At 54.3% G+C, this 14,256-nt stretch carries 18 protein-coding genes and 2 pseudogenes; 6 read left to right on the top strand and 14 right to left on the bottom strand.

The genetic code is table 11. The features are described 5' to 3' along the window. Nucleotides 1-15: 15 nt before the first annotated feature. The 4 genes from metG to B2R48_RS00250 all read left to right on the top strand — a co-directional run bounded on the left by metG (nucleotide 16) and on the right by B2R48_RS00250 (nucleotide 3,778). Nucleotides 16-1,581 carry a methionine--tRNA ligase gene (metG, locus tag B2R48_RS00265; protein ID WP_296996549.1) on the top strand — a complete coding sequence of 522 codons (1,566 nt, stop codon included), beginning with the start codon at nucleotides 16-18 and terminating at the stop codon, nucleotides 1,579-1,581. After that, a complete protein-coding gene (locus B2R48_RS00260; RefSeq protein ID WP_296996352.1) occupies nucleotides 1,578-2,390 on the top strand; it encodes a TatD family hydrolase in 813 nt (270 codons plus the stop codon). The genes metG and B2R48_RS00260 overlap by 4 nt, the downstream gene beginning before the upstream one ends. Nucleotides 2,391-2,392: 2 nt before the next feature. After that, nucleotides 2,393-3,166: an MBL fold metallo-hydrolase gene (locus tag B2R48_RS00255; protein WP_296996349.1), complete on the top strand. Its 774-nt coding sequence runs from the start codon at nucleotides 2,393-2,395 to the stop codon at nucleotides 3,164-3,166. Between the two features lie 168 nt (nucleotides 3,167-3,334). Beyond that, nucleotides 3,335-3,778, top strand: coding sequence for a helix-turn-helix domain-containing protein (locus tag B2R48_RS00250; RefSeq protein WP_296996346.1), 444 nt, complete (start codon nucleotides 3,335-3,337; stop codon nucleotides 3,776-3,778). A gap of 97 nt (nucleotides 3,779-3,875) precedes the next feature. Here B2R48_RS00250 and B2R48_RS00245 read toward each other — a convergent pair whose 3' ends face one another. The 14 genes from B2R48_RS00245 to merR form a co-directional block, all read right to left on the bottom strand. Next, nucleotides 3,876-4,103 (bottom strand): hypothetical protein, encoded by a 228-nt coding sequence (locus tag B2R48_RS00245; protein WP_296996343.1) that lies wholly within the window; start codon nucleotides 4,101-4,103, stop codon nucleotides 3,876-3,878. Between the two features lie 133 nt (nucleotides 4,104-4,236). Continuing rightward, nucleotides 4,237-4,395, bottom strand: a complete 159-nt coding sequence (locus tag B2R48_RS00240) for a hypothetical protein (RefSeq protein ID WP_296996340.1) — start codon at nucleotides 4,393-4,395, stop codon at nucleotides 4,237-4,239. Between the two features lie 148 nt (nucleotides 4,396-4,543). After that, complete coding sequence (locus B2R48_RS00235; RefSeq protein ID WP_296996335.1) at nucleotides 4,544-4,831, bottom strand: hypothetical protein; 288 nt, start codon at nucleotides 4,829-4,831, stop codon at nucleotides 4,544-4,546. Between the two features lie 9 nt (nucleotides 4,832-4,840). Next, nucleotides 4,841-5,344 carry a cell wall hydrolase gene (locus tag B2R48_RS00230; RefSeq protein ID WP_296996331.1) on the bottom strand — a complete coding sequence of 168 codons (504 nt, stop codon included), beginning with the start codon at nucleotides 5,342-5,344 and terminating at the stop codon, nucleotides 4,841-4,843. Between the two features lie 136 nt (nucleotides 5,345-5,480). After that, nucleotides 5,481-6,212 carry a hypothetical protein gene (locus B2R48_RS00225; RefSeq protein ID WP_296996328.1) on the bottom strand — a complete coding sequence of 244 codons (732 nt, stop codon included), beginning with the start codon at nucleotides 6,210-6,212 and terminating at the stop codon, nucleotides 5,481-5,483. Nucleotides 6,213-6,220: 8 nt separating this feature from the next. Beyond that, on the bottom strand, nucleotides 6,221-6,583 hold the full coding sequence (locus B2R48_RS00220) for a hypothetical protein (RefSeq protein WP_296996326.1): 363 nt from the start codon (nucleotides 6,581-6,583) through the stop codon (nucleotides 6,221-6,223). Further along, entirely contained in the window at nucleotides 6,580-6,996 is a 417-nt protein-coding gene (locus B2R48_RS00215; RefSeq protein ID WP_296996319.1) for a hypothetical protein, read from the bottom strand. The genes B2R48_RS00220 and B2R48_RS00215 overlap by 4 nt, the downstream gene beginning before the upstream one ends. Beyond that, entirely contained in the window at nucleotides 6,975-7,220 is a 246-nt protein-coding gene (locus tag B2R48_RS00210) for a hypothetical protein (protein ID WP_296996316.1), read from the bottom strand. Before B2R48_RS00210 ends, B2R48_RS00215 begins: the two co-directional genes overlap by 22 nt. Nucleotides 7,221-7,225: 5 nt before the next feature. Further along, nucleotides 7,226-7,516 (bottom strand): hypothetical protein, encoded by a 291-nt coding sequence (locus B2R48_RS00205; protein ID WP_296996314.1) that lies wholly within the window; start codon nucleotides 7,514-7,516, stop codon nucleotides 7,226-7,228. A 54-nt stretch (nucleotides 7,517-7,570) separates the two neighbouring features. Then, a complete protein-coding gene (locus B2R48_RS00200; RefSeq protein ID WP_296996311.1) occupies nucleotides 7,571-8,392 on the bottom strand; it encodes a major capsid protein P2 in 822 nt (273 codons plus the stop codon). 12 nt (nucleotides 8,393-8,404) lie between these two features. Beyond that, a complete protein-coding gene (locus tag B2R48_RS00195; RefSeq protein ID WP_296996308.1) occupies nucleotides 8,405-8,530 on the bottom strand; it encodes a hypothetical protein in 126 nt (41 codons plus the stop codon). A 242-nt stretch (nucleotides 8,531-8,772) separates the two neighbouring features. Then, nucleotides 8,773-9,093 (bottom strand): hypothetical protein, encoded by a 321-nt coding sequence (locus B2R48_RS00190; RefSeq protein ID WP_296996306.1) that lies wholly within the window; start codon nucleotides 9,091-9,093, stop codon nucleotides 8,773-8,775. Between the two features lie 286 nt (nucleotides 9,094-9,379). After that, a complete protein-coding gene (locus B2R48_RS00185) occupies nucleotides 9,380-12,352 on the bottom strand; it encodes a Tn3 family transposase (protein ID WP_063091986.1) in 2,973 nt (990 codons plus the stop codon). A gap of 515 nt (nucleotides 12,353-12,867) precedes the next feature. Further along, entirely contained in the window at nucleotides 12,868-13,332 is a 465-nt protein-coding gene (gene merR / locus B2R48_RS00180) for an Hg(II)-responsive transcriptional regulator (protein WP_063091985.1), read from the bottom strand. Nucleotides 13,333-13,414: 82 nt separating this feature from the next. Here merR and B2R48_RS00175 point away from each other — a divergent pair. After that, nucleotides 13,415-13,569 (top strand): annotated as a pseudogene (locus tag B2R48_RS00175) (mercuric transporter MerT family protein); the annotation flags it as partial. Nucleotides 13,570-13,576: 7 nt separating this feature from the next. Then, nucleotides 13,577-14,256: pseudogene (locus B2R48_RS00170) on the top strand (ISL3 family transposase); the annotation flags it as partial.

Below are 14,256 nucleotides of genomic sequence, written 5' to 3'. Positions count from 1 at the left end.
GAAGGATTTGCGACCATGACCGGGCACAAACAGCCCTATTACATCACGACACCGATCTATTACGTCAATGACAAGCCCCATATTGGCCATGCCTATACCACGCTTGCCTGCGATGTGCTGGCCCGCTTCAAGCGCCTGGACGGTTATGACGTGATGTTCCTGACCGGAACCGATGAACATGGTCAGAAAGTCGATAAATCGGCCGCGGCCAAGGGTATTGATCCGCAGTCCTTCACCGATCAGGTGTCGCAGAACTTCCGCGATCTGGCCGTTCATATGAACTATTCCAACGATGACTTCATCCGTACAACGGAAGAACGCCACAAAAAGGCCTGTCAGGCGCTTTGGAATACCCTTCTTGAAAAGGGCGAGATCTATCTTGGCTCCTATGACGGCTGGTATTCTGTCCGTGACGAGGCGTTCTACGCCGAAAAGGAACTGATCGAAAAAGACGGCGAAAAACTTGCTCCAACCGGCGCACCGGTGGAGTGGGTGTCTGAACCCAGCTATTTCTTCAAGCTTTCTGCTTGGGGGGATCGTCTGCTTGAGTTCTATGAACAGAACCCTGATTTTATTGCGCCGCAATCACGCCGTAACGAAGTGATCAGCTTTGTGAAAGGTGGCATGCATGATCTTTCTGTGTCGCGCACCAGTTTTAAATGGGGTGTTCCTGTTCCGGGCGACGAAGATCACGTCATGTATGTCTGGCTGGACGCACTGACCAATTATTTGACCGCCATTGGCTATCCCGACGCGGATCCGGCCAAACTTGAAAAATACTGGCCGGCAGACCTGCATATGGTTGGCAAGGATATCCTGCGTTTCCATGCTGTTTATTGGCCGGCCTTCCTGCTGGCTGCTGGCATTCAGCCCCCTAAGCGCGTCTTTGCCCATGGCTGGTGGACCAACGAAGGCCAGAAAATTTCCAAGTCGATCGGCAACGTGATCGACCCCTATGATTTGACCGATAAGTATGGTCTGGATCAAACGCGTTACTTCCTGATGCGCGAAGTACCGTTTGGCAATGATGGCGACTTTGCCCATCGCGCCATGGTCAACCGCATGAACAGCGAACTGGCCAATGATCTTGGCAATATGTGCCAGCGCGTGCTGTCGATGATCCACAAGAACTGCAACGCGGCAATCCCGACACCGGGCGCGCTCACCAGTGCAGACAAGGAGATCCTCGCCAAAGCGCATGGCATGCTTGACACCGTGCGCCCGCTGTTTGAGGAACAGGCCTTTAACAAGGGGCTTGAGGCAATCTGGAGCCTTGTTGGCGATGCAAACCGCTATGTCGACGAAATGGCGCCCTGGGGCCTGAAAAAGACCGATCCGGCACGCATGGAAACGGTTCTTTATGTTCTGGCCGAAGTCATTCGACACGTTGGTATCCTTGTTCAGCCGATCATGCCTGATTCTGCATCGAAGATCCTTGATCTTCTGGTGCTTGGCGATGAGCAACGCGGGTTTGATGCACTTGGTCCGGACAATGCACTGAAACCGGGATCGGAAATCCCGAAGCCGGCGGGTGTCTTCCCGCGCTATGTCGAGACCGAAGACGAAGGAGAGAAGGCATGAATGTCGCCCTTGTCGACAGCCACTGCCATCTGGACTACCCGCAGTTCTCCGATGATCTGAGCGGGACTCTTGCGCGGGCCAAAAATGCCGGTGTCGGCATGATGGTCACCATTGGTGTGAAACTCACAACCTTTGAAAATGTTCGCGCCGTTGCCGAACAATCAGATCATATCTATTGCACGATTGGCGTTCATCCGCACGAAGCAGGCGAGGAGGGGCTTACAAGCCCCGATGCCCTGATCGCAAAGGCATCCGATCCGAAAGTCATCGGCATCGGCGAAAGCGGGCTTGATTATTTCTATGACAATTCCCCGCGTGAAGCGCAGCAGGAAAGCTTCCGTGCTCATATCGCGGCCTGCCGCGATACCGGCTTGCCGCTGATCGTGCATACCCGCGATGCGGATGACGACACGATGGACATCCTCGAAGAAGAGTATGAGAAGGGGCCGTTTACCGGCGTCATTCACTGCTTCTCGAGCTCAGCCACGCTGGCACAGCGGGCACTTAAGATCGGTTTCTATATCTCCTGTTCGGGCATTATTACCTTCAACTCCGCCAAGGAAATCCGGGCGGCCGTTGAAGATGTCCCGCTAGATCGGCTGTTGGTCGAGACAGATGCGCCGTATCTGGCCCCCGTGCCAAAACGTGGCAAACCGAACGAGCCAAGCTATGTCGCCCATACAGCTGCCAAACTTGCAGAAATCAAGGGCGTTGAAGTCGAAGAAATCACGCGAATAACGACGGATAACTTCTTTAAACTGTTTACAAAAGCAGATCGCAACAATCTGCTGGCGCTGGGAGCAGAGTAACTGTGACAAAAGTAACCATCCTTGGCTGCGGCTCCTCGAATGGTGTGCCATCGGTTGGCCTTGGATGGGGAAAGTGCGACCCGGACAACCCGAAAAACCGGCGCTTGCGTAGCTCGATCCTGATTGAGGAAGCCGGCAAAAAGATCCTGGTCGATGTCACACCTGACTTTCGTCAACAGGCGCTAACGCACAACATCAATCATGTTGATGCGATCCTGTTCACCCATTCACATGCCGATCATGTGCATGGAATTGATGACGTGCGATGGCTAAATGTCGCGATGGAAAGTCCGATTGATATCTATGCCAATGCGCAGACGATCTCGGACATTGATCACCGTTTCAATTATGTCTTCACACCGCTGCCAGATGGCGTTGAATTCTATTTCAAACCTGTTTTAATCCCGCATGTTATCACAGGACCGATCAAGCCAGCAGGGGTCCCGATCACCGTTTTCTCGCAAGACCACGGCTATGGCGAGACGCTGGGCTTCAAAATCGGCAAGTTTGCCTATTCAACTGATGTGGTTGAATTCCCCGACGAATCCAAAGAACATCTCTATGATCTGGATGTCTGGGTGGTGGACTGCTTGCGCCATCGTCCACATAATACGCATGCACATCTGGAAAAGCTTCTGGGATGGGTTGAAGAATACAAACCCAAACAGGTCTACATGACCCACATGAGCATCCAGTTTGATTACGCACAGGCGATGGCCGATACACCAGACCATGTCGAACCGGCATATGATGGTCTGGTGATCGAGGTTAATTAGGAACCGGGGACCTCAGAGGTGGGGTCAATAGACCCATCTTCTGGATTACACATTTGTTCTATAATATATATTATGTAAAATTTTGATCGCCGCTATTCTTGTGAGCGGGTTTACTAATATGCGTTTCCCAACAAGGGTTTACATTTAACCCTTGCCGCACTGGATCACATGATTGATTTCCCTATTTCCTCACTAAAAACGCTACCTGCCGACGAACTCCGCCGACTATCCCAACATTTCCAATACTTAGCAGATACTTGCACGGCATTTGCCCGCGATGCCGACAAGCGACAACATCACAGGGAATACACCCGCGATTATCGCAAGGCCATAGAGGCCACCGTAAACGCGGTTCGGCTGGAAATCGAAAACGGGACACCAGAACAACACGCTATCGCAAAAGTTGCAGCAAGAACCCGCCTTCCAGAAAGCACAATTTCTGCCCGGTGGCGGTTGCATAAGAAGCGAAACCTCCGAAGTTATGACAAATTTCGCAATGAAAAGATCATGCGCCTTAAACGACGCGGGCATACAAATGCGGAAATTGCACAAAAAATCGGCCTATCCAGATCGCAGATAGGCCGAATAATCAGGAAGATTGAAAGCGTTTGAGCTGGCCCGAATTTGGCCGGCCGAAACCATGCCAACAATCGGGCCGGCTAGGCCAAAATTGAGATCGATGAGCCGACCAGGCCAAGAATAACCTGGCTCACTTGCTGCCTTTTTCCTTCATGAAGACGGAAAACAGCCCCATGAGGCCGACAGCGCCCGCTGTGACGTAATCGCCCATGACAAACGCCTGTCCGGCCTGCCCGATCACATCAGCCACTTGCGGCGCTTCATTGATCTTTGCCACCTGACCCACGCCGACAGTCGCAGCAGCTAAACCGCCCCACGTGGACGGCTCGCTTAGTCGATCTTTGATCTTATCCCACATTGTTTTGAACCCCCTTTAGGTTGATTTCGACCGCCAGCAATCGGCGGTCAAATTTCCACATGACCCACAACAGGGCGATGGTCGCCAGATCGCCGCCCCCTTGCAAAAGTTTGAAAAGGTCAAATTCTGGCATTTACCACGCCTTTACATATTTTCCGGCGACGTAGACACCAGCACCCAACACCCCGAGGCGCACCAGCTTTTGCGCAGCCGTAAGGCCATCAGCAGCGAGGAAACCACCCCCGCCACCGACAGCAGCCCCCAACACAAACGGCAGCACAAAAGCAGGCATTATTTACGCCCTTTTGCTTTGACCACGCGCCCGCCCTTGGCGTAGCGATAGCCCTTTTTCAGCCGGCCATTGGCCTTGACACCGCGTTTCGCCATGTCGTTTTCCTCCTTTGACTTAATCATCTGCAATCGCAAACCCAAACGCACGATTACCCCCTTTCCAGCGCCGCGACGAACAGAACAGCCGCGCCCACCATTGCTATTTTTTCCCAATCAATCACCGGATATGCTTTGGAGATATCAATCTGCAAATCGTCCTGGGCCTGATCGGCAAAACTGCTTGGAACCTCGGTTCCTTGCCCTTCTTCATCGGCGATAGATTGCGCGATTTCGAGACAGGAATATTTGTCGAGCGCATTGCAGACGTACCAGCGCCCCGGCAGGTATTCGACTGCATGCGTATCGTCTTCATATTTCGGTTCGAAATGCCCTTGCATCGACCGCCCCTAAACGTAGAACCGATGGTTGCCGATATCGGTAATGTAATTGAGCGCACTCGCCCAAGTCGGCATAACCACGTTCGGGTTGAAATAGTGCGTTGCCCCGTCTGTGATATCTGGCAGCGTCCCGGCAATGGCCCGCCCGGCGATTTCCAGCGCAAGGCGGAATGATGGATCCTCCGTAGTCACCTTTCGCGCCAGATCAAAATTCGGATCATTGCGGTTCCATGCCGAAAACTGCGAAGGCTTCAAGCACACCTCAACCGGCGTGTTGCCCCACCATCCGCCTTTTTTGGCGCGATTGATAATGACATTGGCAACCGCATGCATACCGCGTTCACCCTCGCCCCGCGCTTCGCCCCAAATGGTGCGGGCGACAACATCAACCTCTTGGCTGATCTGCCCGACACTGGCGAAGTCAATTGACGTGATAGGCTTGCCCTTGGCGACCTGATAGGCCGCATAGGCAAGGCCACCGGCCCCGATCAAAAGAAGCGCGTCATTGTTCATAGCACAACCTCGCTAACAGACCCGTCGCCCTTTGTAGAGCGAACAATCACAACCCCACTTTTCAACACGTACCGCGTTTGCATAATTGTTTCATCGGCGCTTGGCGGCGTGTAATCTGTTTCAGGTGTTAAAACAGTCATAGCAAATCAAAACCCCCTTGAATTCTGATGCTGTCTGCAGTCGAGCCAATCACCCAAAGACCATGACCGCTTGGAATTCCGAGCGGCAAGCCCTCTAACTGGTAATGTTCTGCAATTCCAAGCGTGTAATAAATACGGCGTTTCGTCGCATCGTCTGGCCCGCTTGGTGCGGCTGTGTCGATATAGACCGCGTGATTTGACGATGTATTTGAGAACCCCCGAAACCACCGCAAAATTGCGCCGTTTGTGTTCAAACTCGGATCAATCAAAACGCTGGCGGAAGTTGAAATACTGTTCAGCATGAAATTTGACTGGCCCAATGAATTTACGCCAACGCGCTGATCTTCATCATTCTGCATCATCGCCAGAATATCGGCCTGACTGGCGATCACATCGGCAAAGCTTTCGCCACCTGCCCCCGGATCAAGAACCTTGAGGTTGCCCGATGCCGTAAGGCGGTTGTCATCAACTTTGCCCATGGCGGTCGCGATCAGGAACGTCACCGGCCCGGCAGTCGGATTGTGCAACTGGACCTTGGAGAACGGTTCGTCAAACTCCATAGAAATCCCGGCAGTGAAGAACGACCGCGAACCGTCATCAATGACGATTTCCAAATCATCCGACGCAGAAAGGCACGTCACGGATCGCCCCTGCCGGTTGATTGCGAACGTATCGCCTGCGGCAATGGTGCCGGAATAACTCTGATATCGCGTGATCTTGGTTTCCATCATGTCCCCTATTTGCGAAACACTGAATTTGCAATGAATGCCGCGCCCAAAACGGGCACACCGATCTTGATCAATTGCTCCAGCGTGGCAGCAGCATCGGAATTGTAACTTTCGCGAACAGCTTCCAGCGCATTGCCGACATGCTTTTGACTTTCGCCAAGCTGTGAAAAGCTGCTTGCCACAACCAACCCCGCCAGATCGAAGGCATCCGCGCCAACATCACCAGCAAAATCCCACGCTTCGGGCGTGGTTGCGTCGATTGTGACAGCGGCCCCGGACGTGGCGGCAATCGACCCGCCTTCGGCCCCGGCCCGCTGGTCATATTGCTGCGTTGTCGTGCTGCTTGAACTGCTTGACCGGCTAGAACTCATTGCAACCCCTGACGCATCATTGTTTGTGCGACCTGATAGCCGCGTTTTTTCAATTTGAAGACAAGGCCCGGACGGTGCGTCGGGATATCGACCGCAACACACCCGGCCTTTCGTGCCCAACCTTCAAGGGCAGGCATGCAGGTTTCGACCAGATCAAACCCCGGTAGATCGGCGTTGGCACATTCAATAACGAAATACGACCCATTGCCGCCGCGCTCGATCCGAACCAGAACGGACCCAATTCGTGCCTGGTCGGCATACACCCCAAGCACGGTTGCAATTCCGGCATCAACATCGCTTTTCAGCCCCTCAAGCCCGCGTGGATTGTCTGGCAGGATCACGGGGGCGAAATCATCCGCCGCCCGCTGATCCCACGGCACAACCACCAGCATCACTTTTTCATGGTCAGCCATGCCACCCCCAACACACTCAACCACGGCAAGACTGACGCAATGGCTGAAACCGGCGTTTCTGCCGCCCCACCAACATTAAAGGGTGCATTCATCGCAGCGTAGTTCCCACCACTGCTTGAACGCGCCATGCTTTGCGCCGGAGCCGCAAACGAAGGCAGACCGGAAAGCACACCGGCCCCCGGCATGCCGCCACCTTCTTCCCCCGGCCCGATTGGTAGAACCATGCCTTTTACCCTTTGCGCGTCAGCAACAGCACAGAGGCCAGCCCAACACCAACCGCGATATAAAGCGCGGTGTTTGATGTTCCGCCAGCTTCGGGCGGCGCTGACCACGACCCCGAATCAGTCGGATAATTTTCGGTTTCCGAATAGCCGCTTGCACTGCCATCTTCACTGCCAAAGGTCGCCTGCCAACCTGCATAGGTATCGAAAATGGCGTCACGCGCCTGCCCGAGATAGCTAAAGAAGCCATCTAGCGCACCTTCGAAACCGCCCGGATTGGTCTGATTGCCTTCACTCATGAAATCCCCCTTTCAATTTGCCGGGGACGCATCGCCCCCGGCAAAGCACACCTATTATGCGGAGCGCTGATGTTCGCGGATTTCTTCGGTATACAGGTTGTTATTGCCTGTCCCGGTCATTTCCAAGCGAAGGCGGAAGTCTTCGACATTCATGATCAGCATGTCAGACAGACGGTCACTTTCCGTCAAATCAACATGCGTCCAGCCGGACTGCCAGACCTTGCCGGTCTGAATGCCCTTAGCCGAACCAAGCGCACGATCATAATCGCGAATGATCCGCTGATTGACTTCCAGTTCGACCGACGACACATCCGCCGTATCAACATGCATCGCCAGAAGGCCATAACCATTACGCGGAATATCCTGCAATTCACGTGTGCCGGTATTGCCCACGTTGAACGGATATTTTTTGATTGCGTAATGCTGCCCGAGCGGGGTTTGCGGCCCCATCAGACCGTAAACGGTCAGGCTTGGCGACGTGATACCGCTATCAATGTCGATTTCGAGCGTCATGGACTGCACATCAGCAGTGCCATAGGCCGGGGCGTCTTCGCCTGCCGGGGTACGCTGCGACGGGTTTGCAAACATGATCGGCAATACACCGGCCTGCAAAGTCTGCCCGCGATACTGGAGAATGCTTGCCAGATCGGCAGCATCAATACGGATTTTTTCCGCACCGTCGATGTAAAGACGAATTTCACCAATGGCGTCGGCCCAGTTTGCAACCGGGATATCCGCAACACCAGAACCAATATCGCCAGACATGCGAATGTCGAGCTGATAATAGGTAAGGCCCAGCGGCAGATTGAACGTTGCGGTTTGACCTGCGCCAATGCCCGAACCGTTCGGCATACGTTTAAGAACTCGCGTTGTCATGCTGCCCCCGGATTAGCTGTCATAGCCGTCATGAGCCTGCGCCAGAAGCGGCACAGAACTACGAAACTGCGACATGACATAGCCAGCGACCAGAACGCCAGCAGCCACAAGCGCAACAGTTTTAATATCGCCCTTCATTGTTCCCCCTTAGCCGTTACATGTTCGGCTTAATGAATTTGTCATAGACGAACATCGCAGCCACAGTTGCGGCGACACCCATCACGAAACTTTTTGAACTCACGGAAAACCCCCTTTTCCACTCCACCCAACCGGCAAAAGAAAACCCGGCTGTCTTCATCGACAACCGGGTTACGCCCGTTTTTGGTGGGCGGCAAATCTAGGTAACGTTAGATTACGTTACATAGGAAAATTCACGATTTTCAGTTTTTCCCGTAGGTAATGACCCCATCTTTTTCGTGAATGTACTGGTGCGGCTGCAACGCTTGGATTTGCAACGGTTTCACGTCACCCAATTCATCGGCAGCGGCCTTAAGATCACGCGGCCCCTTTTGCCGAAAAACATAAGTTTCCGTGCAATTGCCCCGAAACCGGGTATTGACTTCGGCAATTCGCTGTGAAAGCCCGATCACCTCCACCCCGAAATGACGCCCACGCGAACACAAATCAGGAAATCCGCCCAAGGCATGCGGCACACCTGATACTGGATAAGAAATGTTCATTTCTTCGACCAAAAGCGTCATCTGGCGATTATCCGCACCGTCAAAAAATGGCTTTTGCGCGACCTTCAAAAGCTTTGACAGCAGGTCAAGAGCCTTCATTTCCTGCCCGGATGGCGGCACATAGGCAATTTTGAAATTGCGCCGCCAGTTTCGAGCCATATATGCCCGGACCTCCTCAAGGCTTGTAATCCGAAAGAAACCGCGCTCGTGCTGATATTCATCCATCGGATCAAACGCCACCGCCCGTTTGCGAGGGTCGGCAACGATTCTGACGCAATCCTCCAAAATTTGCCTTAACCTATTGTATTTAAATTATTTTGGCGTTGTAGCTCATGGGTGAAACCTGCCGATCAAAATCAAGCGTATAATCGCCAAATCGGTTGATATGGTCCGTGCGGTATGGGGCCAGCCCTTTGAGAATATCGTGATCAATATGATGACCGCGCTCTTTGAGATCTTTAAGGGTTAACGTCATCGACTCCACATTGTGAAGAATGACCAGGTTGGCCACCAAGTGGTTATATTTGATCACCTTCCGTTGCTCGTGACGGATATTCTCGGCGATCACCCCCTCGCCGCCGAAGAACAGCCATTTCACGAACTGGTTGAACTCTTCCGTTTTGTTCGTCTCCGCATGAATGGTTCGCCGCAACTCCACGCTGCCAATGTAGTCCAGAAGAAAGGTTGTCCGAACGACCCTCCCCAGTTCCCGGAAAGCAAAGTAGAGTTTGTTCTTGAGGCTTGCGGTACCTAAACGTCGCAGTACCGTAGACGGTGCGATTTTTCCAGCCTTAATCGATAGCGCCACCCGGAGCATGTCCGGCACATGGGTTTCAATCAGTTTCCAGTTGATAGTCTCGCTGAACAAAGCATTGATGTGCTCATACCGTTGGCGTTTGTCAGACTTGTAGAACACCAGCTGCTTCAGATTCCGGATGCGGGGCATCAGGTTGATACCCAGCAGGTAAGCCAACCCGAAGACGGGCGCACTTTGCGCCTGAGTATCGCCATGCAAGGTGTCAGGCTGGATATCGGAGTCGTTTTTGATCAGTCCATCAAGGATGTAAATGGCCTCATAAACGCCGCAAGGAATGAAGTGGCTGAACAGCGCGATGTATTTGTCCGAGACGTGGTAGTAGCCCACCCCGCCATAGCCACCGTACCGTATGTGGTATTCCGATAGCAGATTCTGTTCGTACAGGTTCCATTTTGTGCCATCGGCGGCGGCCCGCTGGCCAGTTCCCCAGTGTCGCGGCAGCCGGTAGCGGTTGTAGGCATTGATAACCTGTACAATCGCCTGCTCCAGGCGCTCTTCGGTGACGTGCCGCAGGTTGAGCCAGGACACCTGCCGGCGATTAAGCGTCGTGATGGATCGCGCGGTCTGAGTTGGCCCGAGATTGCAGCCATAGCAAAATAAGGTCGAAACAAAGCGGGTACGGGGGTCGTCCAGCTTGCCCTCAAATCCGGAAAGTGGCCCAAAGCGTTTGTGGAGGCCCAGCCATTTTTCGGCTTCCACCAGGATGTCGAGAATGTTCTTTTCGGGCATATTTTGGGATAACTGCTTATCAATCTCAGCTAACCCATCCGGAGGCGCTCTACGGCGGTGCTTCCGGATCACCAGATCTTCACCATGGAAGACGGCGTATTCATTCTCCGGGAAGCCACGGTCAATGCGGTCGGCCGTTTCGCTCAACCGGGAGTGGGCTTGTACCACAAAAGCGGCTGGGTCGGATTCGATATCAATCATCGCACTGTAGTCCGCTATCTGGGCATCATAGACACTCCAATCCACCAGCTGATCGCGGTAGTCACTGTACTGGTCGCTATTCGCGACCGCGAGATCGCCGGAAATCAGTTCACGCTTCACCTGTGTCAGTACGCCCAGCTCGAAATACTTCCGGTAGACCATCCCGGGGGGCAGCTGGCTTGGCCCGGTCCCCAATACCAAACGGCGCCAACGCTCCGGTAGCCAGGACACGTCGACGGGTTGACTACTGAGGACAAGGCATTCCTTACGGCTGTGCCGGTGCTTTTTCAGAGTCGCAATCGCCTCAATCAAAGATTGATCGTGGCTGGTTGCCGCCAGATCCAGTAGTTCAAGGCAATTGAATAACAGGGGGCGTAACGGGCGGTAGGGTTGCAGCATGAACGGGATGAAGTTATTGCCAGCATAGGCCATGTGTTCCTCACACTCTGCCAGTAATTCATCAGGATCGCTCTGGATGGCAGCCGCCACTCGGGCACCTCGCTCGGAGTCCGTTGGCGCTTCCTGGACGGCGGTCAGTACGTCACGCAGTTGAGCCACCAGCCTGTCCATGCGTTTCATGTGATCCAGGTGATACTGGTTCAGGTTGGCTTCTGCCTTGGTTTTGATGTTGCGCATCTTGCGAACAAAGATGTCGACCGCATCGTCCATCGCGCGACGCAATTGGGCATGGACCAGCAGAACCATCAAAGCGTAGCGTTTGGTGCTTTGCATGGCCTTGATGTTGGCCGCGCCCAGCGCTCGTGCTTCCAGTATGAAGTGGTGATATTTGGCGGCGGGAATGTGATCAACAGCGGGCAATTGTTGACACCAACCCTGAAGCCATTCCAGGTGCTGAAGATACTTCTTCACTTCCGTATTGGTCGGCTTTTTGGGTTCCTGTTTCAACTTATGCCAACTGGTATGAGGGGAATCATCCGGCACTTGCAGCAACTGGTCAAATTCGTTTTTTTGATGCGCTGTCAAACCCACATTGAGCGTCCGAAAGTAACCGGTATTGACCGTGCTGCGAGCCTGACGCGCGGTCCGTTGCAACGTTGAAAAACCCGGTAACTCAAAACGCTGGCGCACCAGCTCTTCAATCACCACATTGATGATGTCCGCCAGGTCCTGCTTGGTGGTGGCCGCTTCACGCGCTAGTTCCCGTACAATTGCCTTGCCTTCAACGGTGAACGCCTTGATGCCCACCTGTTGACGAACCGTCTCCAGCATCCGCTGACGGGCGCCGCCATTGCGGTCGTAGACCCTGAGCTGGCTCAATGCGAGATGTGAAAGGTCGTCGCACGCCAGAATGTGCGTTGTAATGGATTGGGGAACGGCTTTGAGATGGACAAAGTAGCCCAGACGCTGCACTGTTTTCAGGAGAATGAGTAGGGCGCCACGAGCAGCCGGAGTTCGACCGTGCTTTCGGGCAAAGGATCGTTCCTGGGTAGAGGGTGTATAAATTTCTGCCAGTTCTTGATCCGAGACCACCGCCTTCAATCGCGGATAGGCGGTTTCATGGAGGCTACTCATACGCAGTTCTTCGCTATGGGGTTCCAGTGAAAGGCATTAGCCCACAGTACTTTCGCTCTTGAGGGGGGCATTGCTTATAGTAGGCAGCAATTCGTCAAGACCAAAGGAACCGCCCGTTATTTTGTGAACGCCACGCTCGCTTTACGTTACGGGATTATTCGGTCATCGATCGCCGGTTCCCCGATTTATTGAATCGTTACACCACACCGCAGACTGATTCGAGCTATGGCCATTGAGCATCTTTCCCCCCCCACTGATCATTCACACCTACCAACGCCTTTCTAGTGCCCAGCTAATCGCTCTGGCAGGGACCGGGCTAACGACGGTGGCGCTGGCGCCGCTGGCCCATGACTGACGGGCGGCAGTGCGGGCCAGGTGCTCGGCATTGCGCTGGCCCTGAAGATGATTGCCTACGCCCTAATAGCACCTCTGTTTGGGGCTGTTGCCCAAAAACTTCCCCGCCGTACTCTGCTGGTCACACTGGACATTCTGAGGGCCTGCGGGGTTGCCCTTTGTCACTGAGGTTTGGCAGGGGGCCCACTCTGGCTAGGGTAGGTACAAAATTTTCGCCCAACCCCTTCATGTAATGACGCAATTAAGGGGCACGAGATATTGCCCTCTTGGGCGCAGCACCGATCAACCATGGCGCTCAGTAAAACCTCAATTTGCTGTAGCTTTTCGATCTTCCCACGTACGTCGTGCAACTTGCGCTCCGCGAGAGTGCTGGCTTCCTGGCAGTGGGTGCCGTCTTCGAGTCGGAGCAGGTCGCTGACCTCATCGAGACTGAAGCCTAACTGCTGCGATGTTTTCACAAAGCTCAACCTGCCGATATCGCTGGGACCGTAGCGTCGAATACCCCCGAGAGGACGCTGGGGCTCAGGTATTAACCCACGTCGCTGGTAGTAGCGGATGGTCTCAACTGAGACGTTCGCCGCCTTAGCCAGCCCCCCGATGGTCAATGAGTTCATTTCATCCGGCATTTGCCTTGACTCCGTAGTTGACTACGGCCTCAAGCTTAACCTATCGAACAAGGCCGTAGAAGGTGTAATTGCAATATCAGAGTTGAATTCCGAGTCACAATCCGGTCGCGAGTCGTTAATCGCAGGCGGGGTTGCAGCCTGCTCGCGTCGGCCTGCTGTCTGGGCACCTTGGCCCTGATCGCCCTGGGGGGTTCCGGTGCCTGGATCGGCAACCTGGCGAAGTCTGCGAGGTACCGCAAGTGCGCACCGCTTCGAGACACCCCGCTACCTAGGTATCGACGAGCTGTACCTGAACCGCCGCTACCTCTGCATCCTGACCAACCTGGAGGAGCGTACCTTGTTAGACCTGCTGCCCGGTCGTCAGCAGGAGGCAGTGACGAAGCGGCTCATGAGCATGACCGAGCGCGACAAGATCGAGATCGTCAGCATGGACATGTGGAAGCCATATCGCCGTGCCGTCCAGGCGGCGCTGCCACAGGCCCGCATCGTGGTCGATAAGTTCCATGTTGTGCGTATGGCCAACGAAGCCCTGGAGAAGGTCCGCAAGGGGCTCAGGAAGGAGCTGAAGGCCAACCAACGCCGAACCCTCAAGGGTGACCGGAAGACCTTGCTGAAGCGGGCTCACGACGTCTCCGACCGCGAACGTCTCATCATGGAAACCTGAATGGGGGCCTTCCCCCAGCTCCTGGCAGCCTACGAGCACAAGGAGCGGTTCTACCACATCTGGGACTGTGCCAGCCGGCGAGATGCTGAGCAGGCGCTGGCTGCCTGGATTGACGACATCCCAGTCACCAATGCCTTCACGGAGTCGATCAACCGGCTGGCCAAGGACAAGAACCGCGATGGCCGGGGCTACTCATTCGAGGTGATGCGGGCCCGGATGCTCTACACCACCAAGCAGGGGTCAGTTCACGAAACGGAAAA

This window comes from Thalassospira sp. UBA848 (assembly GCF_002295455.1).
Lineage (GTDB): Bacteria > Pseudomonadota > Alphaproteobacteria > Rhodospirillales > Thalassospiraceae > Thalassospira.
Note: the sequence above shows the minus strand (reverse complement) of the source record. Positions and strands in the feature narration are given on the sequence as shown.